The sequence below is a fragment of the Serpens gallinarum genome (genome assembly GCF_014836765.1).
GTDB classification, from domain to species: domain Bacteria; phylum Pseudomonadota; class Gammaproteobacteria; order Pseudomonadales; family Pseudomonadaceae; genus Serpens; species Serpens gallinarum.
Genome location: NZ_JACSQG010000003.1, coordinates 348,384 through 367,811 on the forward strand (window position 1 = coordinate 348,384; position 19,428 = coordinate 367,811).

General features: G+C 63.4%; 16 protein-coding genes. 6 read left to right on the forward strand and 10 right to left on the reverse strand.

The window, feature by feature from the left end; translation table 11 throughout:
- Nucleotides 1–57 precede the first annotated feature (57 nt).
- From zwf to tkt, 5 genes are read left to right on the forward strand one after another with little or no spacing between them, the layout of a single operon-like run.
- The gene (zwf, locus tag H9642_RS09080) at nucleotides 58–1,449 is read left to right on the forward strand and encodes a glucose-6-phosphate dehydrogenase (RefSeq protein ID WP_251836110.1); all 1,392 of its coding nucleotides are present in this window, start codon (nucleotides 58–60) and stop codon (nucleotides 1,447–1,449) included.
- Nucleotides 1,443–2,114 carry an HAD family hydrolase gene (locus H9642_RS09085; RefSeq protein ID WP_251836111.1) on the forward strand — a complete coding sequence of 224 codons (672 nt, stop codon included), beginning with the start codon at nucleotides 1,443–1,445 and terminating at the stop codon, nucleotides 2,112–2,114. Before zwf ends, H9642_RS09085 begins: the two co-directional genes overlap by 7 nt.
- A 9-nt stretch (nucleotides 2,115–2,123) precedes the next feature.
- Nucleotides 2,124–3,770: a glucose-6-phosphate isomerase gene (gene pgi, locus H9642_RS09090; protein ID WP_251836112.1), complete on the forward strand. Its 1,647-nt coding sequence runs from the start codon at nucleotides 2,124–2,126 to the stop codon at nucleotides 3,768–3,770.
- A complete protein-coding gene (gene pgm / locus H9642_RS09095) occupies nucleotides 3,767–5,416 on the forward strand; it encodes a phosphoglucomutase (alpha-D-glucose-1,6-bisphosphate-dependent) (RefSeq protein ID WP_251836113.1) in 1,650 nt (549 codons plus the stop codon). Before pgi ends, pgm begins: the two co-directional genes overlap by 4 nt.
- Before the next feature lie 5 nt (nucleotides 5,417–5,421).
- Complete coding sequence (tkt, locus tag H9642_RS09100) at nucleotides 5,422–7,470, forward strand: transketolase (RefSeq protein WP_251836114.1); 2,049 nt, start codon at nucleotides 5,422–5,424, stop codon at nucleotides 7,468–7,470.
- A gap of 33 nt (nucleotides 7,471–7,503) precedes the next feature.
- Here tkt and gnd read toward each other — a convergent pair whose 3' ends face one another.
- The 10 genes from gnd to pchA all read right to left on the reverse strand — a co-directional run bounded on the left by gnd (nucleotide 7,504) and on the right by pchA (nucleotide 17,151).
- Entirely contained in the window at nucleotides 7,504–8,409 is a 906-nt protein-coding gene (gnd, locus tag H9642_RS09105; protein ID WP_251836115.1) for a phosphogluconate dehydrogenase (NAD(+)-dependent, decarboxylating), read from the reverse strand.
- A 201-nt stretch (nucleotides 8,410–8,610) separates the two neighbouring features.
- A complete protein-coding gene (gene pcaC, locus H9642_RS09110; protein ID WP_084344018.1) occupies nucleotides 8,611–9,012 on the reverse strand; it encodes a 4-carboxymuconolactone decarboxylase in 402 nt (133 codons plus the stop codon).
- 27 nt (nucleotides 9,013–9,039) lie between these two features.
- The gene (locus H9642_RS09115) at nucleotides 9,040–10,407 is read right to left on the reverse strand and encodes a 3-carboxy-cis,cis-muconate cycloisomerase (protein WP_251836165.1); all 1,368 of its coding nucleotides are present in this window, start codon (nucleotides 10,405–10,407) and stop codon (nucleotides 9,040–9,042) included.
- Nucleotides 10,401–11,489, reverse strand: coding sequence for a cell division protein ZapE (gene zapE, locus H9642_RS09120; protein ID WP_251836116.1), 1,089 nt, complete (start codon nucleotides 11,487–11,489; stop codon nucleotides 10,401–10,403). Before zapE ends, H9642_RS09115 begins: the two co-directional genes overlap by 7 nt.
- A complete protein-coding gene (gene pcaG / locus H9642_RS09125) occupies nucleotides 11,479–12,090 on the reverse strand; it encodes a protocatechuate 3,4-dioxygenase subunit alpha (protein ID WP_251836117.1) in 612 nt (203 codons plus the stop codon). The genes zapE and pcaG overlap by 11 nt, the downstream gene beginning before the upstream one ends.
- Before the next feature lie 10 nt (nucleotides 12,091–12,100).
- Complete coding sequence (gene pcaH, locus H9642_RS09130) at nucleotides 12,101–12,820, reverse strand: protocatechuate 3,4-dioxygenase subunit beta (protein WP_251836118.1); 720 nt, start codon at nucleotides 12,818–12,820, stop codon at nucleotides 12,101–12,103.
- A gap of 214 nt (nucleotides 12,821–13,034) precedes the next feature.
- Nucleotides 13,035–14,600 (reverse strand): FAD-binding oxidoreductase, encoded by a 1,566-nt coding sequence (locus H9642_RS09135; protein WP_251836119.1) that lies wholly within the window; start codon nucleotides 14,598–14,600, stop codon nucleotides 13,035–13,037.
- Nucleotides 14,597–15,292, reverse strand: a complete 696-nt coding sequence (locus H9642_RS09140) for a hypothetical protein (protein ID WP_251836120.1) — start codon at nucleotides 15,290–15,292, stop codon at nucleotides 14,597–14,599. The genes H9642_RS09135 and H9642_RS09140 overlap by 4 nt, the downstream gene beginning before the upstream one ends.
- On the reverse strand, nucleotides 15,289–15,639 hold the full coding sequence (locus H9642_RS09145) for a c-type cytochrome (RefSeq protein WP_251836121.1): 351 nt from the start codon (nucleotides 15,637–15,639) through the stop codon (nucleotides 15,289–15,291). The genes H9642_RS09140 and H9642_RS09145 overlap by 4 nt, the downstream gene beginning before the upstream one ends.
- Nucleotides 15,640–15,675: 36 nt before the next feature.
- Entirely contained in the window at nucleotides 15,676–17,151 is a 1,476-nt protein-coding gene (pchA, locus tag H9642_RS09150) for a 4-hydroxybenzaldehyde dehydrogenase (RefSeq protein ID WP_251836122.1), read from the reverse strand.
- A 414-nt stretch (nucleotides 17,152–17,565) separates the two neighbouring features.
- On the opposite strand from pchA, the gene H9642_RS09155 reads away from it, so the two are divergent.
- Nucleotides 17,566–19,404, forward strand: a complete 1,839-nt coding sequence (locus H9642_RS09155) for a sigma-54-dependent Fis family transcriptional regulator (protein ID WP_251836123.1) — start codon at nucleotides 17,566–17,568, stop codon at nucleotides 19,402–19,404.
- The last annotated feature ends 24 nt before the right edge of the window (nucleotides 19,405–19,428 follow it).

A 19,428-nucleotide genomic window follows, 5' to 3' on the forward strand; every position in this document is an offset into this window, starting at 1 on the left:
TCCGGCGTAGAGACGGTCGAGATAAGAGTCGATTGTGTAGTAGCCAGGGAGGTTCGCGTGGCACTACTGGGTTCGGATCTCGTCGTGTTCTTCGGTGCGTTCGGTGATCTGGCTTACAGGAAAGTGTTTCCGGCGCTGCACGCGCTGGTGCGCAACCGTGAATTAGAGGTGCCGATCCTCTGCGTCGAGCGTCCCGGTCGCACGCTTGAGGCCTTACGTGAGCGAGCCCGCGCCAGCGTGCAGGAGCACGGTGAAGCTGACCCCGGAACCTTTGCCCGATTCAGTGCGCAACTGCGCTACATCGCCGGCGATTACACCGAGCCGGCCACTTACCAGCGGCTAAAGGAGGCATTGGACGGCGCACGGCGGCCCCTGTGCTACCTGGCTATTCCACCCAGCCTGTTCCCTGTCGTGGTGCGCGGCCTGGCCGCTGCCGGGTGCGGGCCGGAAACACGGGTGGTGGTGGAAAAACCCTTCGGCCGGGACCGGGCATCGGCCCATGCCTTGAACCAGACCTTGCACCAGGCGTTTCCCGAATCGGCGATCTTTCGCATCGACCATTACCTGGGCAAGGAAGCGGTGCAGAATCTGTCCTATTTCCGTTTTGCCAACAGCTTTCTCGCGCCGCTGTGGAACCGCGACTACATCGACAACGTGCAGATCACTCTGGCCGAGCGTTTTGGGGTGGAAGGTCGCGGTCGTTTCTACGAAGAGGTCGGGGCGCTGCGCGACGTGGTGCAGAATCACCTGTTGCAGATCATCACCTTGCTGGCCATGGATGCGCCCCGGGAACAAGGCGCCGCCGCACTGCGGGCCGAAAAGCTGCGCCTGCTGCAAGCCATCCGGCCCTTGGCGCCCGAGGACGTGGTGCGTGGTCAGTTCCGCGGCTATCGCGATGAGCCAGGTGTCGCAAAGGACTCGGTGGTGGAGACGTTCGCCGCCCTGCGACTGCACATCGACAACGCGCGCTGGGCCGGCGTGCCTTTTTACATCCGCACCGGCAAGTGCCTGCCGATCACCCGCTGCGAGATCATGGTTTATCTGAAAGAACCGCCGTGGGCAGTGTTCGACGAACCCATCCAGCCGCAGAGCAACTATTTTCGTTTCTGCCTCAGCCCCGACGTCACCCTGTCCCTCGGGGCGCGCGTCAAGCAGCCGGGTGAGGCCATGCGCGGCGAAGCGGTGGAATTGATCGCCCGTCACCAGCTTCAGCACGCCGAATCGCCCTATCAGCGCCTGCTCGGCGATGCGCTGCGCGGCGACCGCACGCTGTTCACCAGTGATGAGTGCGTCGAAGCCGCCTGGGCGGTGGTCGAGCCGGTCCTCGGCCAGACCAGCGTGCCGCTGCCTTATGAGCCTGGCAGCTGGGGACCGGCGGCGGCCACCCTCGTGGTGGAGGCCGGCGACGGCTGGCATGATCCGCGCCCTCAGGACATTCCGCCATGTTGAGACAGGACAGCTGGGCATTTTTGCTCGATGTCGACAACACCCTGCTCGACAACGACCGCTTCGCCAGCGACCTGAGCGCACGGCTGGAGCAGGACTTCGGCGCGGCCGAAAGCCAACGCTACTGGACGCTCTACGGCGAACTGCGCCAGCAACGGGGCTACGCCGACTACCTCGGTGCGCTGCAAGCCTTTCGCAGCGGCTGCGGCAGCCCGTCAGCGTTGCTGCACATGGCGGGGTTCATGCTCGACTACCCCTTCCAGGCGCGACTTTATCCGCAGGCCCTCGCGGTTATCGATCACCTGCACAAACAGGGTACGACGGCGATTGTTTCTGACGGTGACGTGGTTTTCCAACCCCGCAAGATCCAGCGGTGCGGCCTGTGGGACGCTGTCGCCGGCAGGGTACTGGTATGCCTGCACAAAGAGCGTGAAGTCGAGGCGATCCTTCAGCGTTTTCCTGCGCAGCACTACGTCATGGTCGATGACAAACCCCTGCTCCTGGCCGCGCTCAAGCGCCAGCTCGGCACTCGCCTGACCAGCGTTTTTATACGCCAGGGCCACTACGCCGAGGCGGCGAACGGCCAATTGCTCGACCCGCCCCCCGATCTCACCCTCGCACGCATCGGCGAGCTGTGCCGGTTGCAACGTGCCGATTTTCCCAGTTGAGGCCTATCGATGAAGCATTCGACTTTTTCGGCCCTGACCCAGCGCCCAGAGTGGCAAGCCTTGCTGACCCATGCCCGAAGCATGAGCCCACGGCATTTGCGTGAGCTGTTCGCCGCCGACCCGACGCGGGGTGAGCGCCTCTGCGTCGAGGCGGTTGGCCTGTATCTGGATTACGCCAAGCAACGCATCGACGATGAAACCCTGCGCCTGCTCCTTGAACTCGCACGAGCCTGCCAGCTGCCAGAGAGCATCGAGGCGATGTTTCGTGGCGACCGGGTCAATCGGGTGGAGAACCGTCCCGCCCTGCATGTAGCGTTACGCGCCCCCGCAGGCGCGCATATCACCGTGGACGGCCGCGATGTAATCCCCGATGTTCACGCCGTGCTGGATCGCATGGCCCGGTTCACCGAGCAGGTGCACAGCGGCGCCTGGACTGGTCTAACCGGTAAGCCGATGCGCAACATCGTCAACATCGGCATTGGCGGCTCAGACCTCGGCCCGGTCATGGCCTACGAAGCGTTACGTCATTACAGCCACCGCGACCTGCGCTTCTTTTTCGTCTCCAACATCGACCCCACCGACCTCAGCGAAACTTTGCGCGAGCTGGACCCGGCCGAAACGCTGTTCATCGTCTGCTCGAAAACCTTCACCACCCAGGAAACCCTGGCCAATGCCCATGCGGCCCGAGCCTGGTGCCTGCAGGCGCTTGGCGATGAAGCAGCGGTCGCCCGGCATTTCGTGGCGGTGTCCAGCCATCCGGAGGAAGTGGCCCGCTTCGGTATCGATCCGGCGCATATGTTCATCTTCTGGGACTGGGTGGGCGGGCGTTACTCGATGGATTCGGCCATCGGCCTGTCGACCATGCTCGCCATCGGCGCCGAACACTTCCGCGCGTTACTGGCCGGCTTGCATGCCATGGACGAGCACTTTCGCCACACGCCTCTGGAGCGCAACCTGCCGGCGCTGATGGGCTTGCTGGCGGTGTGGAATGCCAACTTCCTCGGGGTCTCGGCCGTTGCCGTGCTGCCCTATGAGCAGTACCTGAAACGCTTTCCCGCGTACCTGCAGCAGCTGACCATGGAAAGCAACGGCAAGCATGTGACCCTGGGCGGTGAGCGGGTCGATTACGACACCGCGCCGATTTACTGGGGTGAACCGGGCACCAATGGCCAGCACTCGTTCTATCAACTGATCCATCAGGGCACCCGATTGATCGCCTGCGATTTCATCGGCTTTTGTCAGTCGCTCAATCCATTGGGCACCCAGCATGATCTGCTGATCGCCAACCTGATCGCCCAAGGTGAGGCGCTGGCCTTTGGTAAGCGCGAGGAAGAATGGCGCGCCCAGGGTGCGTCACAGGCGTTGGCGCCACACCGTGCCTGCGAGGGCAACCGCCCCAGTAGTACGCTGCTGGCCGAACGCCTCGACCCCTTCACGCTGGGTACGCTGGTGGCCCTGTACGAACACAGCGTGTTCGTGCAGGGCATGATCTGGCAGATCGACCCCTTCGACCAATGGGGCGTCGAGCTGGGCAAGGCCTTGGCCAAACGGATCGCGACGGAAATCGCCCAACCTGAGCCGAGCGAGCTGAGCCATGACAGTTCCAGCAACAGGCTGATCCGCCGCTACCGCCAGTACAAGGCGATCCGCCCATGAACCGCATCAACCCGCTGGCCGGTCAACCCGCCCCGTCCTCCTCGCTGGTCGATGTGCCCGCCTTGCTGGCCGCCTATACCGACTGGCGCCCCGACCCGTACATCCCCGAGCAACGGGTGGCCTTTGGCACCTCCGGCCATCGCGGCAGCTCGCTGACCCGCAGCTTCAACGAATGGCACCTGCTGGCCATCGCCCAGGCGATCTGCGACTACCGCCAGGCTCAGGGCATCGACGGCCCGCTGTACCTCGGCATCGACACCCACGCGCTGTCGCAGCCAGCCCTGGAAAGCACCCTGGAAGTGCTGGCCGGCAATGGCGTGAACACGCTGATCGCCAAAGACGGCGAATTCACCCCGACGCCGACCATTTCCCACGCAATCCTCACCTACAACCGGGGCCGCAACGCAGGGCTGGCCGACGGCATCGTCATCACCCCCTCGCACAACCCACCGGCCGATGGGGGCATCAAGTACAACCCGCCCCACGGCGGGCCGGCGGATACCGTCATCACCGCCCGTATCGAGGCGCGCGCCAACACCCTGCTCGAAAACGCCTTGCGCGGCGTGCGCCGCTTACCCCTCGCGCAGGCGCGCAACGCCGCGCGGGAACACGATTTTTTGCACGCCTATATAGAGGATCTGGAGCAGGTGGTGGACTTCGCGGTGATCCGCGCCGCCGGCCTGCACCTGGGCGTCGATCCGCTCGGCGGCGCGGGCGTGCATTACTGGGCGCCGCTGGCCGAACGCTACGGCCTCGACTTGCACGTGGTCAGTGAGGCGGTGGATCCGACCTTCGCCATGATGTCGCTGGACTGGGATGGACAGATCCGCATGGACCCCTCCTCGCCTTATGCCATGCAGCGGCTGATCGGCCTCAAGGATAGGTTTGATGTCGCCTTCGCCTGTGACACCGACCACGACCGCCACGGTATCGTCACCCGCAGCTGTGGGCTGTTGCCGTCGAATCATTACTTGGCGGTGCTGATCGACTATCTGTTCCGGCATCGGCCGCAGTGGCGCCCCGATACCGCCATTGGCAAGACCCTGGTCAGCAGCGCACTCATCGACCGCGTGGCGCAGCGCCTCGGCCGGCGGCTGTACGAAGTACCGGTGGGGTTCAAGTGGTTCGTCAACGGCCTGCATGATGGCAGCCTGGGTTTTGCCGGCGAGGAAAGCGCAGGCGCCACCTGCTTGCGCCATGATGGCACGGTCTGGACTACCGACAAGGACGGCCTGGTGCCCGCGCTTCTGGCGGCGGAAATGACCGCTCGCTGCGGCCGCGACCCCGGCGAGCTGTATCGCGACCTGGTGGCAAAACTCGGCGAACCCCTGAATGATCGCCTCGACGCCGCTGCCACGCCCGAGCAGAAGGCGTGCCTGAGCCGGCTCTCGCCCACGCAAGTGACCATCAGCCAGCTGGCCGGCGAGCCGATTCTCGCCGTACTCGACCACGCGCCCGGCAATCAGGCACCTATCGGCGGTATCAAGGTGATCGCTGCCAGCGGCTGGTTCGCCGCCCGCCCCTCCGGCACCGAGGCGATTTACAAGATCTATGCGGAAAGCTTCAAGGATCAGTCCCACCTGCAGGCCATCCTGCACGAGGCCCGCCAGATCGTCGATACCGCGCTCCATTCACCTGCGGAGTAACCGCCATGGCTATCGACCTCGATCAACGCTGCATCAATACTCTGCGTTTTCTCTCGGTGGACATGGTGCAGCACGCCAACAGCGGCCACCCCGGCCTACCGCTGGGCGCCGCTCCCATGGCCTATGTGCTGTGGATGCGCTGGCTCCGGTTCAATCCCGCCCACCCGCAGTGGCCGGGGCGCGACCGTTTCGTGCTCTCGGCCGGGCATGGCTCGGCGCTGCTGTACAGCCTGCTGCACCTGACCGGTTACGACCTGCCGCTGGACGAGCTCAAGCGCTTTCGCCAGTGGGGCAGCAAGGCGCCCGGACATCCCGAGCGCGGCCACACGCCCGGCGTGGAAATCACCACCGGGCCACTCGGCCAGGGTCTGGCCAACGCGGTGGGTATGGCCATCGGCGAGGCGCACCTGGCGGCGTGCTACAACCGCCCCGGCCATACCCTGATTGATCACCGCACCTTCGCCCTAGTCAGCGACGGCGACCTGATGGAAGGTGTGGCCAGCGAAGCCGCCTCGCTGGCCGGCCATTTGCGCCTGGGCAAGCTGTGCTGCCTGTACGACGACAACGAAGTGACCCTGGCCGCTGGCGCCGACATCTGTTTTTCCGAGGATCGCGCCGCGCGCTTCGCCGCCTACGGCTGGCATACCCAGGTGGTGGAGGACGGTAACGATCTGCATGCCCTCGACGCCGCCCTGCACGCGGCCCATGCCCAGGACACCCGCCCCTCGCTGATTCTGGTGCGCAGCCATCTCGGCTTTGGCTCGCCGTTGCAGGACTCCTACCAGGCTCACGGCTCGCCGCTAGGCGCGGACAATGTGCGCCAGACCAAGAAGCGGCTCGGCTGGCCGCTGGACCCGGAGTTCCTCATCCCGCCCGAGGTGCAGGCGCAGTTTCACCTGGCCGGGCTACGCGGCGCCGATGACGAGGCGGCCTGGAATCAGCGTCTGGTCAATTATCGCCAGGCGTTCCCGGCGCTGGCCGAGGAGCTGGAACAGCGCCTGGAAGGCGAACTGCCGTCCGGCTGGGATGCCGACATCCCAGTGTTCCCCGCCGACGCCAAGGGCCTGGCCAGCCGCGAGGCCAGCGGCCAGGTCATGAACGCCATCGCCCCTCGCTTGCCGGCACTGTTCGGCGGCTCGGCGGACCTCAACCCTTCCACCAAAACCGTCTTGAAGGGCCAGGGCGATTTCAATTCCGCGCTTATCCAAGGCAAGGACGAACAGGGTTCCAGCGGTGGCGGCTGGAGCCATGCCGGGCGCAACCTGCACGTCGGCGTGCGCGAACACGCCATGGGTGCCATCGCCAACGGCCTGGCCGCCCATGACGGGTTCATTCCGTACGGCGCCACCTTCCTGATCTTCTCCGACTACATGCGCCCACCGATGCGCCTGGCGGCGCTGATGGGCTTGCATGTGGTGCAGGTGTTCACCCACGACAGCCTGGCCCTCGGCGAGGACGGCCCGACCCACCAGCCGGTGGAGCAACTGGCCAACCTGCGGGCGGTGCCGAACCTCACGGTGATCCGCCCCGCCGACGCCAACGAAACCGCCATAGCCTGGCGCATCGCCCTGGAAACTCGCCACCGCCCGGTGGCGCTGATTCTCAGTCGCCAGGAACTGCCAACCCTGGACCGCAGCCGCTATGCCAGCGCCGAGGGCGTGCGCCACGGCGCCTATGTAGTGAGCGAGCCAGCGGGGGGCAATCCCCAGTTGATCCTGATCGCCAGCGGCTCGGAAGTCGCGCTGATCCTCGAGGCCGCCGAACGTTTGCAGGCTGAAGGAATCGCTGTGCGCTGCGTGTCTATGCCCAGCTGGGAGCTGTTCGAGTCCCTACCCCAGGTCAAGCGCGACGCGGTGCTGCCGCCAACGGTGAAGGCGCGCCTGGCAGTGGAACTCGGCGTTTCCCAGGGCTGGGAGCGCTACACCGGCTCCGAGGGCGCCATGCTCGGTGTCGAACGCTTTGGCGCCTCCGCCCCCGGGCTCGTGCTGCAACGGGAGTATGGGTTCACCGTGGAAAATGTCTGCGCGCGGGCCAGAAAGCTGCTGGGGTCCTAAGGTGACACGTGCCCAGCGGCCGGCGGCCGCCCCTCATTCTTTCTTGATCGCATGCCCGCCGAACTCATTGCGCAACGCCGCCAGCAGCCGGTCGGCATAGGATTCGGCGTCCCGCGAGCGCAGCCGTTGCAGCAACGCCAGCGTAATGACCGGCGCTGGCACATTCAGCTCGATGGCTTCCGCCACGGTCCAGCGGCCTTCCCCGGAATCGGCCACATAGGGCGCAATGCCGATCATCTGCGGGTTCTTCTGCAACGCATCGCTGCATAGGTCGAGCAGCCAGGAACGCACCACGCTGCCCTCGCGCCAGATGTCGGCAACCTGCACGAGATCGAAATCAAATGCCTCTTTATGACGCAGGATGGAAAATCCCTCGGCATAGGCCTGCATCAAGCCGTATTCAATGCCGTTGTGCACCATCTTGCAGAAATGTCCGGCGCCAGCGGGCCCGACCCGCCCCCAGCCCCGCTCCTTGCCCGGCGCCAGCGTTTCGAAGACTGGCCGCAGGCGTTCCACCGCCGCCTCCCCGCCACCGATCATCAGGCTGTAGCCCTCGGCCAACCCCCAGATGCCGCCGCTGGTGCCGCAGTCGAGGTAATCGATGCCCTGTTCGGCAGCCATCTCGGCGCGGCGCAGGGTGTCGTGGTAATTGGAGTTGCCGCCATCGATCAAGGTATCGCCGGCGCCCAGCAGTGGCAGCAGGTTGGTCAGGGTGGCATCGGTGACGTCACCGGCCGGTACCATCAGCCACAGCAGTCGCGGGGTTGGCAGCTTGGCCACCAGTGCCTGCAGCGATTCGGCGCTTTCACCGCCTTGCTGCTCCAGCGCGCTGCGCGCCTCGGGCTTGGGGTCCAGCCCCACCACATGATGGCCGCCGCGCAACAGGCGCTGCGCCATGTTGGCGCCCATGCGCCCCAAACCGATCATGCCGAGTTTCATATGCAAGCCTCGCTATGCCACGCCATGTGAACGGAGCACTGCACCGTTCCAGCCCCAGCATCTGCGCATTCAGGGCTTCACCGCTAGGACCCTCACGTCGGCACACGCGTTCACCTGCCGCTTCGGCATCGCGAAAACGAAAAAAACGGCCAAGGGCCGTTTTTTTCGTGGAAGCATGCAGCGGGCGTTGATGCGCTCGGCTTACTTTTGCTCTTGCAGCGACTCCACACCCACCTCGTCCCACAACTCCTGAGCCAGGTGGAAGGTGTGGTTGGCTGCTGGAATACCGCAATAGATCGCCGACTGCATCAGCACTTCCTTGATCTCGTCACGGGTCACGCCGTTGTTCTTGGCTGCCTTGAGGTGCAGCTTAAGTTCACCCTCGCGGTTCATGCCGATCAGCATGGCAATGGTGATCAGGCTGCGGGTATGGCGCGGCAGACCGGGGCGGGTCCAGATGTCGCCCCAGGCGTGGCGGGTAATCATTTCCTGGAACTCTTCGGTGAAGGGCGTCAGGGTCTCCAGGCTGCGGTCCACGTGGGCATCGCCCAGTACCGCACGGCGCACTTGCATGCCGGCTTCGTAACGCTGTTTCTCGTCCATTGTCTGGCTCCGGATAAAAAGTTCGGGTTAATCAAGGGCGCCGAGTCGGCGGTGCTCGGCCACGACGCGGGTGACCCACGTTTGTGCCAAGCCAAGGTAATGGGCCGGATCGAGCAAACGATCCAGTTCTTCTGCAGAAAGCTGCGCGCTGACCTGTTCATCATCGCCGAGCACCGCGCGAAGATGGCGCTGCTCGGCCACGGCGCGGCGGCAGCACTGTTCGACCAGGTGATGGGACGCATCACGACCGATGCGTTGCGCCAGGGCAATGCTCACCGCTTCCGCCAACACCAGGCCTTGCGTGAGCTCCAGGTTGGCGCGCATGCGCTCGGCGTCCACTTCTAGCCCGGGCACCACCACCAGGGCCTGGGCCAGTGCGCCCGAGACCAGGCAGCAGATCTCCGGCAAGGTTTCCCATTCGGCGTGCCACAAGCCCAGGCTGCGCTCATGCTCCTGGGGCATCGCGGCGAACAAGGTGGAAACCAGACCCGGCACGCGGGTGGCCGCGCCGATCAGCACCGCCGCGCTCACCGGGTTGCGCTTGTGCGGCATGGTGGATGAACCGCCCTTGCCTGGCGCGGATGGCTCGAACGCCTCGCCCACGTCGGTTTGCATCAGCAGCGACAGGTCGCGGCCAAACTTGCCCAGCGTGCCGGCGATCAGGCCCAGTACGCTGCCGGCCTCGACAATGCGGTCCCGCTGGGTATGCCAGGGCTGCTCGGGCAGCGTCAGTTGCAGCTCGTTGGCCAGCGCGACCGATACCGGCAGCGCCTGCTCACCCAGCGCGGCCAGCGTGCCGGCGGCACCGCCAAACTGCAGGCACAGCAAACGGGGCTTGAGTTCGGCCAGCCGCTGACGATTCCGATTCAGCGCGTCGAGCGTTCCCGCGAGCTTCATGCCAAGCGTCACTGGAGTGGCGTGTTGCAGCCAGGTACGCCCCGGCAATACGGTGCTGGCGTGTTTTTCCGCCTGCACCGCCAAGGCTTCGGCCAAGGCCGAAAGATCCGCTTCGATCAGTCCCAACGCCGCGCGCAGCTGCAACACCAGCCCGGTATCCATGGCGTCCTGACTGGTAGCGCCCAGATGCACATAGCGCTCGGCTTCGGCATCGTTCTGGGCGATCTGGCGGCCCAGGGCCTTGACCAGCGGAATCGCCGAGTTACCCGCCGTGGCAATCGCCTGGGCCAGCGCAACGGGATCGTACAGAGCCGCCTGGCAGGCCGCTTCGATAGCCGGCACGACACGCCCGGGGATCAGCCCGACGGCCGCTTCAGCGCGCGCCAGCGCGGCCTCGAAGTCGAGCATGCCCTGCAACCGACCCCGGTCGGAAAACACGTCACGCATGGATGCCTGGGTGAAATAGGCATCGAAAAGCTGATTGCTGACACTCACGATTCAGCCTCCTGAAAAGAACAGAACGACGCGGCATTCGCCATGTCGAGCGCTTGCAACTGCTGCAGGCGACTATGGGTACGGGAAAAATCAGTATGACTACCGGCGCGACACAGCACCTCCGGCCGGTCGACACCGCCCAGACGCAGGCGCACGCCGCTGTCATAGGCAATGTCGATGAAATTCAGAAAACGTTGCTGCACGTCGATTCCCTCGCCGTCCAACGAGGGCACGGTGCCCACGATCAGCTCGGCAAAGTGCTCGCACAGCCAGAGGTAGTCCGCACTGGAACGCGGACCGCGGCACAGCTCGGCGAAGTCCAGCCAGGCGCGCTTGTTCTCTCGGGCAACCAGACGCAACGGGCGTCGATTGACCTCGATGACCAGCTCACGCTCGGCGTGCGGGGGCGGTGCCAGGGGCGTATCTGCCCAGACTGCGTCATCCGCCAGGGGCCAGCAGAACTGTCCCCAGTCCCGGGTGGACTCGCGGCGGTAGTCCTGACCGCCGTCCAGCTCTAGCACTTCGAAGCGTGCGTCGATCAGTTTGATCGTGGGCAGGAATCGCTCGCGGTACAACGGATTGGGACACAGCTTCGACGGTGGGTAATTGGACGTGCAGACCACGCCAACCCCCTCGTCTACCAGCACTTTGACCAGGCGGCCCAAGAGCATGGCGTCGCCAATGTCATGCACATGGAATTCATCGAAGCACAACAGACGGGTGCTCCCAGCCAACTCACGAGCAGCCAGTACCAACGGATCGGGTTGACCAGCATAAGCGCGGACAAGGGTTTGCAGTTCGGCCAAGAACGCGTGGAAATGCACCCTACGCTTTTCGACCAGCGGCGCGGCGGCGTGTAGCGCGTTCATGACGAAGCTTTTGCCGCGCCCTACGCCACCCCACAGGTAAACGCCGGCGGCGGGACGACGCAGCAATGAACGGCGCCGCCCCAGAAACGCCGACAGCCATTGACCCAGAAGGTCAACGGCCGCCCGTTGCGCCGCGTCGGCCCGGTAACCCCGGGCCGCGAGACGCGTTTCGTATTCCTGCCGGAGCAGTTGCCCCGGCGATGTATCAGAAGTCAAAAAAGACCGTCTCGTTTTCGCCCTGGATACGGATATCGAAGCGGTACACCACCTTGCCATCCCGCTCTTCGCGCGTGGCGATCAGCGTCTGGCGGCGCTCGGGCTGTTCGATCAGGTTGAGCACCGGATCGGCCGCGTTGGCGTCGGCTTCGTCATCAAAATAGATGCGGGTGGCCAGTTGGATGTTGATCCCGCGGGCAAACAGCGCCACGTTGATGTGCGGCGCTTGCGGACGGCCATCGGCTGCCTTGACCACACCCGGCTTGACGGTCTCGATGGTCCATTCGCTACCGGCATCGAAGGTGGTGGCGGTACGGCCAAAACCATTGAACGGCTTGTCGAGGCTGTACTCCTCGTCGTACACGCCTTCGTGGTTGGCTTGCCAGACCTCCAGGAAGGAGTCGCGCACCAAGTGACCGTTGCCGTCGAACACACGGCCGATCACGGTGATGTGCTCACCGGGGGCCTCGGGTTTGGCCATCTGATTCCAGATTTCCTGTTCGCGGGTCGGGTTACCGGCCGCGGCCAGAGCCAGGCCGATATGAACGTAGGGACCGGCGGTCTGGGAGGTGGTCTCGCGAAGCAGATTGATCTCAGTCATGGTCGCCTCCTCAGACGTTCTCAAACCAGGTTTTGCGCTGACCGCGCAGGACGATGTCGAAACGGTACGCCAGGCAATCCATGGGGTTGTTTGCGGTCAGGTCCAGACGCGCAATCATGGTTTGCACCGCTTCCGGGTCGTTCACAGCCTTGACGATCGGGCACTGCGGAATCAGCGGATCACCTTCGAAGTACAGCTGGGTGATCAGCTTGGTGCAGATCGCCGGGCCGCTGATGGAGAAGTGAATGTGCGCCGGACGCCAGTCGTTCGGGTTGTTACGCCACGGATACGGACCCGGCTTGATGGTGCGGAAATGGTAACGCCCTTCGCTGTCGGTCAGCGCACGGCCCACACCGCCGAAGTTCGGGTCGAGGGGCGCCAGGTAACGGTCGTTCTTGTGGCGGTAGCGGCCGCCGGCGTTGGCTTGCCACATTTCCACCAGGGTATGCGGGATCGGCTTGCCAAACTGGTCCACCACACGGCCGTGAACGATGATGCGTTCACCGATCGGCAGCGCACCGGTATTGAAGTTGAGCAGCAGATCGTTGTCGTGCCGGCCCATGTTCAAGTGCGTGAAGTCCGGACCGGTGGTCTCGGAAATGGACTGGGGAATGCTGACCAGTGCCTGGCGCGGGGAACGCCCTACCGAGGTCTTGTAGTCCGGGGTCAAGGCTTTGGGGTGCCACGTGCGGTCACGCATGACAAAACGACGTTCTTGAGCGTCGGACATGTCGATCTCCTGTTGTGTGATGACGGAGGGTCGCTGTTCTGAACGGACCAAGTCTCGGTCAATTTCCGCCGGGGGAAAATTGAAACCTTGCACGCCTCGCATAACCCTCAGGTTATCTAATGGCGTGTTGCTCCTTCCCTCCGCCTGAAAAAACGCCCAAACCTGGGCTTGGGCGTTTTCTTGGCGTTAACTGGCAGGAAACCTGCCGCCAGCATCAGAAATCGTTTTCGAGATCGATGCCGGATTTGCCGGGTGCGAGGATGTTGTTCGGGTCCAGTGCACGCTTGAGGGTGTGTTCCAGCTTGCGTTTGACCGGGCCGTAGCTCTGCGCAACACGCTCCTGGAAGTGCGGGTTCACGCGGTATACCGCGTAGCCCTTCTCCTCGAAGACGTCCAGAAGCTCATTGAAGCAGGCATCCGCGCGCTTGGTTTCTTCCGGGTTGCTGCGGTCATACAGCACATCGATGACGTGGTGCATGTCGCGCCAGCCGACGATGAACTCACCGACGTAGTCCAGGCCGTGCTTGTTGAGGATGCCCTTGGCCAACTCGTACTGCTTGTCGCACTCGCTGCCGCGAGCCTGGCTGACGGGTGCGAACCACATGGAGCCACCGCCCCCACGCCAGTTGTACAGGCCGAATTCCTGCAGGTTCGGGATGCCTTTCATCATCTCGGACCGGTACTTGAATGGCTGAGTATTGCCCGCCTCTTTCTCGGTGACCAGCTTGCCCTTGCCGAGCTTCTTCAGCGCGTCAGTGACGATCTTGAAGTTGACGTCGATCTGCTCCTGGGTGCCGTACAGGCAGGCATAGACGTTCCAGGCGCCGAGGTCCTTGTCCTTCTGAATCTGCTTGAGGATGGCGTCCGGGGTGGCACCCGGCTCGGTGATGTAGTCCGAGCGGCGCACGCCAGCGGCTGCAGCTTCCCAGATGGTGGCGGCGATCACCACAGAGTTGGGGATGATCTGGGCCAGACGCAGCGGACGAATGAACTCGACGATCTCGGCGATATCGGTCTCTTCGGGGAACTTGATCTCGAACGGCTTGAACACCGGCGGCTTGGGCATCAGCCAGAAGCCCATCTTGGTGCAGATGCCGTAGTTGGCCTGGGTGAACATGCCGTCCAGGGTCGGACCGTAGCCCCACTTAAATACTTGCCAGGCGTTGTCGCCCTTCACGCCGCCCATACCGGTGCGGTAGACGTCACCGTTGGCCAGCACCACTTCCATGCCGCACTGCATCATGAAGTGCTCGCCGTACGGGGTGTAGCCCACGCCGCGGTCCATGGTGTTGCCCAGCGGGCCGGCAATCGCCGACGGCGCGGAGAAGGACAGCATCAGCGGGATGTTGTTTTCCTGCAGGTAGTCATACAGCTGACCGTAGGTCACGCCGGGCTCGACCAGGGCGGTACCCAGCTCAGCGTCGACGTGAAGGATCTTGTTCATCTTCTTCAGGTCGAGGATGACCTGACCGCGCTGCCCCGGGGCGGCGGAGCCATAACCGAAGTTGCGGCCGGTGGAGATGGTCCAGACCGGGATCTTGTGTTCGTTGCAGATCTTCACCACGCCCTGGACCTGTTCCACGGTGGTGGCGGTGACGGCTGCCGACGGCGCATGGTTAGCGTTCTCCGTGGACATCATGATCTTGTTGTAGGGGACGAGCTGCTCGTTTTTCACCAGCACATTGTCATCGCCCAGCAAGGCACGGAACTTGGTCACGGCCTTTTGGAACTCGGCCGCAGTGACTCCCTGCGGCAGAAGCTGATTGGTTTGATCGGTCATGCGGATTGGCTCCTACCGGTCTCGATCGAGAACGAAACGAAATGGCCGCTCAGCGGCAAATGTTGAACGCCGACCTGCGGCATGGGACGTGTTTCAGGGCTACCCAGCGCGGCCAGTACATGACCCAGCGAGGCCACCCACTGAGCGGCGGCATCGGCACGCTTGGCGGAAGCGCTCAGCTCCATGAGCATCCCCTGACGGCCTTGACGCTGTTCGTGCAGCGCGAAACCCGCACCACACTGGTTCAGCTCCTGGCCGAAACGCGTGGCACAACCGGCGGCGCCCTCTGCGGTGAGCAGCTGGTGCCGCGAGCCGCGTGCATCCACGCCGTGCTGGCCCAGCCACTGGATCTCGGCCCCGGCACTGCGTGCCAGATCCACAATCAGCGTGGCGCTGGCGTCATCCAGCAGGCCGATGATGCGTTGCGGTTGCGGGCTGTTGAGCAGCGCCGACACCTGACGAATGTGTTCCAGCCCCGAATCGGTGTGCTGAAACTTCAATGCGGGGTTGTGCGTCTGCGCCCCCAGCATGAAGGCTGCGCCGACGGTGCTGTCACTCACCAGCACCAACGCCGGCTCGACCGGTGTGCGGAACAGGCCGGCGGCCAGGCTGACCCCACTCGCGCTCAGGGCCAAGCCAGACAAACCACTCAGCGCTGCGCCCTTGAGAAGAGAGCGACGGGCGAGGTTCATGGTTTGCTTCCTTCCGTCTTGGCCGCCCGGGCCGGGGACTTCTGAATGTATTCCCCCACTTCCTGCAGCGACTTATCGTCGATATAGGACGCAGTGAACGCCGGCATGGCACGGAAACCGTTACGCACGATGGCGGTGATGTATTCCGGCGGCAGTCCGCGACCGAAGAGTTCGGGGCCGACGCCAATGTCGTGGCAATGGCCGCACACTTTTTCGTAGACATTCTGACCACCGCGCCATTTTCCATCCCCGTCAGCGGATGCTGCGCCAGACAACATCAACAGCGGGAGGGACAGGCCAAGCACGCAGGACCGCCAGCAGGCCTTTCGGCTCTGGTATGGGAACATGTGTTGCTCCTCTCTTAAGTTATGAGTGATAGGGAATCAGAACGGGTAGCGGCGCGGGGCGTGCTGTACGGTGATCCAGTGATCGGTGGTGAATTCCTCGATCGCCCAATCGCCGTTGAAGCGGCCCAGACCCGAGTTCTTCTCACCGCCGAAAGGCGCGTTGGGCTCATCGTTGACCGGAATGTCGTTGATGTGCGTCATGCCCGCACGGATGCGACGGGCGAACTGCACGCCACGCTCCAGGCTGGAGGTGAACACGGCGCTGGACAGGCCGTACTCGCTGCTGTTTGCCAGTTCGAGGGCATGTGCCTCGTCGCGGGCGCGCTGAATGCCGACCAGCGGGCCGAAGATTTCTTCCCGGGCGATTTCCATGTCAGCCGTCACGTCGGCAAATACATGAGGAGGCATTACGTTGCCCTGGGGCTCGCCTGCCACCATCACGCGAGCGCCTTCGGATTTGGCGGTCTCGATCTTTTCTTGCAGACCGGCCAGTTGCTTGGCATTGATTACCGGGCCAACCACAGTTTCCGGCTTGCTCGGGTCGCCATAGGGCAGCGACTTGACGCGCTCGGCGTAACGGTTGACGAAGTCCTCATACACGGACTCCTCAACGATGATGCGGTTGATCGCCATGCAGATCTGACCCTGGTGCAGGAACTTGCCCACCACCGCGGCATTCACCGCCTGATCGAGGTCAGCGTCGGCCAGTACCACGAAGGGGCTGTTGCCACCCAGTTCCAGCGCTACATGTTTGAGGTGTTCGCCACCGGCGGCAATACGGCCGATGTTGCGACCAACCTGGGTCGAACCGGTGAAGGAGATGAAGCCCGGCACTTCGTGCTCGACGAAGGCATCGCCAATTTCGCTACCGGAGCCAACCAGCACGCTGAGCGCGCCCTTGGGCAGGCCCGCCTCTTCGAAAATGCGCGCCAGCAGCAGGCCGCCGGTAACCGGAGTATCGCTGGCCGGCTTGATCACGCACGCGTTGCCCAGGGCCAGGGCCGGGGCCAGGGAGCGAGCGGTAAGGTGCAGCGGAAAGTTCCACGGGCTGATGATGCCGATCACACCCAGCGGCTCACGGTAGACGCGGCTTTCTTTACCGGGCACATCGGAAGCCAGGATACGGCCATGCACGCGGCTCGGCAGGCTGGCGGATTCCTGCGTGATGGCGCGCGCTGCGCCCCATTCGATTTGAGCCTTGATACGGGTGCTGCCCGACTCACGGATGATCCAGTCGATGATCTCGTCGCGGCGCTCATCAAAAATACGCACGGCATTGAGCATCACCGCAGCGCGCTCGGAAGGTCCGCGCGCCGCCCAGTCGACCTGTGCTTCGCGAGCGCTGCGGTAGGCCTCGTCCAGATCCTCACGGTTGGCCAGGGGGATCTGCAGCAGCTTCTCCTGGGTAAAAGGGTCCAGAACATCGAGGTCCCGGCCCGAACGGCCGGCACGCCACTCGCCGGCGATCAGTTGCAGATTCAAATTCTCATAGGCAGCAAGGCGTTGAGACATGGAGTTTCTCCTACGCATCTCAAATAACAGTAGTTAGGTCGCGCCAATGTGTATCGGCTGTCCGACTGGCGTCACTTTGGCGCTCGCGGCCGGTACGACATCAGGAAGGATGGCGCACGCATTCCAAGAGCGCTTTTGTTGTAGCTGTCAAAATACCTTCATCAAAATACATACCAACCCGTTAACTTTTCATTTATCCCTTTAAAATCAAGTAGTTAGACGGTTTTCTAAGCCCATCCCCTTACCTGACCAATGTGCTAACAGGCAAAAACCATTACGAAAATACTGCGAAACTGAGAATTTACTGCATCCACAAGTGCAATAATGTTCGGTAATCGAACACTTCCAAGGGAATGCATTCTCACAGCAACTGCTTCGTCGACATACTGCAACCCCCTTCTCCAGAGGCGAATAATGAAAGGCAACCCAGCAAAATCTTCCGTCGACGACAACCGCCTCGCAGGCCGACTCCATCTGCTTGTCAACACTACCGACACCCTCCGGCACAGCGGGATTCCCAGCGCCGAACACTTGGCGCAGACCCTGGCCTTCGCGCCGCAGGATGGCTTCGTCTGGCTGTGCGGCCAGCGCATGATGCTGATGCAGCACGCCTCGTTTACCGCCATGCGCCGCGAGCTGGTCACCTCCCTGGGCATGGACAAGGCTCGAGAGCTGATGACCCGGCTGGGCCGGGATGCCGGCACCCGAGACGCGCAAAAGGTCATACAACGATGGCCCGAGGGGAATCACGCCGCGCTGTATTCCGCAGGTCCGCACCTGCACATGCTGCGAGGCATGGTGAATGTCGAAGCGATACGCTTCGAAATCGACAGCAGCCAGGGGCATTTCTATTCCGAGTTCCTTTGGCACGAATCATTTGAAGATGACGAGCACATCAGCAACCACGGACTCGGAGATTATTCCGCTTGCTGGCTGGGTATCGGCTATGCCAGTGGCTACGCCTCCGCGATTACCGGACGCCAGATCGTCTTTCGCGAAGTCGAATGCCGCGCCATGGGCCATTCGGCCTGCAGGGTCATCGGCAAACCGGCGGATCGCTGGGAGGACGCTGAGAATGATCGTATTTCGCCGGGCGCGCAGACTCCTTATGCGCCAACGCTCGCGGAAGGGCCTCTCTACTACTACGAAACCCTGGATGCAGCCGGCGAGCAGTCGCCCATGGTGGGCGTGTCTCCTGCCTTTCAAACGGCCAAACGGTTGCTGGAAAAAGTGGCACCGACTCGGGCAACCGTGCTGTTGACCGGTGAGTCGGGGGTGGGTAAAGAACTCTTCGCCCGCACCCTGCACCAGGCGAGCCGTCGCCACGACAAACCCTGGGTCGCGCTCAACTGCGCCACGCTGCCGGAAAACCTGGTGGAATCCGAGCTATTCGGCGTGGAACGCGGCGCCTTTACGGGTGCCGATCGCTCACGTCCGGGCCGCTTCGAGCGGGCCAATGGCGGCACCCTGTTTCTCGATGAAATCGGCACCCTGAGCCTGAGCGCCCAGAGCAAGATCCTGCGCGCCTTGCAGGAAGGGGAAATCGAGCGGGTTGGCGGCAACCTGCCCACAAAGGTAGACGTGCGCATCATCGCCGCTACCAATGCCGACCTGCGCGCCGAAGTGGCGGCCGGGCGCTTTCGTGAAGACCTGTTCTACCGCCTGAATGTCTTCCCCATTCATTTGCCGCCCCTGCGCGAGCGACGCGAGGATATTCCGCTGCTGGCTAATCACTTCCTGCGGCACTTCTGCCATCTGTACGAGTGTCCTGTCGCAGGGGTGAGCTCGCGTCTGGCCAACACCCTCCTCACCTACGGATTCCCGGGCAATATCCGTGAGCTGCAAAACCTTATTGAACGCGGAGTCATCGCCGCCACTGCAGGCGAAGCGCTGGACTTGCAGCATATTTCGCTAGGCAAGGGAGAGTCGTTCACCGCACTGCAGGGCCTCACCAACAAGGGTCGATTGGAAGCCACAAGCCAACCCGCTAACGCGACTGCGACTGCGACTGCTATTCGGGAAAGCTTTACAGCGCCCGCACCTGCGAACTCCGCACACCCTGCGGAAAGCGCCTTCCACAAGCTGCAGGCGTTCATCACCGGCGAACGCAACCAGCTGGGCATCAATCTTGGCGAAGTCGAGCAGCTCCTGGTCCGCCTGGCCATGGACAGGTGCAACGGCAATATCACCGCGGCGGCGCAAGTGTTGGGCATGAGCCGGGCCCAGGTCAGCTATCGACTCAAAGCGCGTTAAAAGCGGAACCCCCAGACCCCGGGG

Coding starts and splice junctions, on each gene's coding strand:
- H9642_RS09085 (WP_251836111.1), top strand. CDS start 1,443: ATGTTGAGACAGGACAGCTGGGCATTTTTGCTCGATGTCGACAACACC.
- pgi (WP_251836112.1), top strand. CDS start 2,124: ATGAAGCATTCGACTTTTTCGGCCCTGACCCAGCGCCCAGAGTGGCAA.
- pgm (WP_251836113.1), top strand. CDS start 3,767: ATGAACCGCATCAACCCGCTGGCCGGTCAACCCGCCCCGTCCTCCTCG.
- tkt (WP_251836114.1), top strand. CDS start 5,422: ATGGCTATCGACCTCGATCAACGCTGCATCAATACTCTGCGTTTTCTC.
- gnd (WP_251836115.1), bottom strand. CDS start 8,409: ATGAAACTCGGCATGATCGGTTTGGGGCGCATGGGCGCCAACATGGCG.
- pcaC (WP_084344018.1), bottom strand. CDS start 9,012: ATGGACGAGAAACAGCGTTACGAAGCCGGCATGCAAGTGCGCCGTGCG.
- pcaG (WP_251836117.1), bottom strand. CDS start 12,090: ATGACTGAGATCAATCTGCTTCGCGAGACCACCTCCCAGACCGCCGGT.
- pcaH (WP_251836118.1), bottom strand. CDS start 12,820: ATGTCCGACGCTCAAGAACGTCGTTTTGTCATGCGTGACCGCACGTGG.
- H9642_RS09135 (WP_251836119.1), bottom strand. CDS start 14,600: ATGACCGATCAAACCAATCAGCTTCTGCCGCAGGGAGTCACTGCGGCC.
- H9642_RS09140 (WP_251836120.1), bottom strand. CDS start 15,292: ATGAACCTCGCCCGTCGCTCTCTTCTCAAGGGCGCAGCGCTGAGTGGT.
- H9642_RS09145 (WP_251836121.1), bottom strand. CDS start 15,639: ATGTTCCCATACCAGAGCCGAAAGGCCTGCTGGCGGTCCTGCGTGCTT.
- pchA (WP_251836122.1), bottom strand. CDS start 17,151: ATGTCTCAACGCCTTGCTGCCTATGAGAATTTGAATCTGCAACTGATC.
- H9642_RS09155 (WP_251836123.1), top strand. CDS start 17,566: ATGAAAGGCAACCCAGCAAAATCTTCCGTCGACGACAACCGCCTCGCA.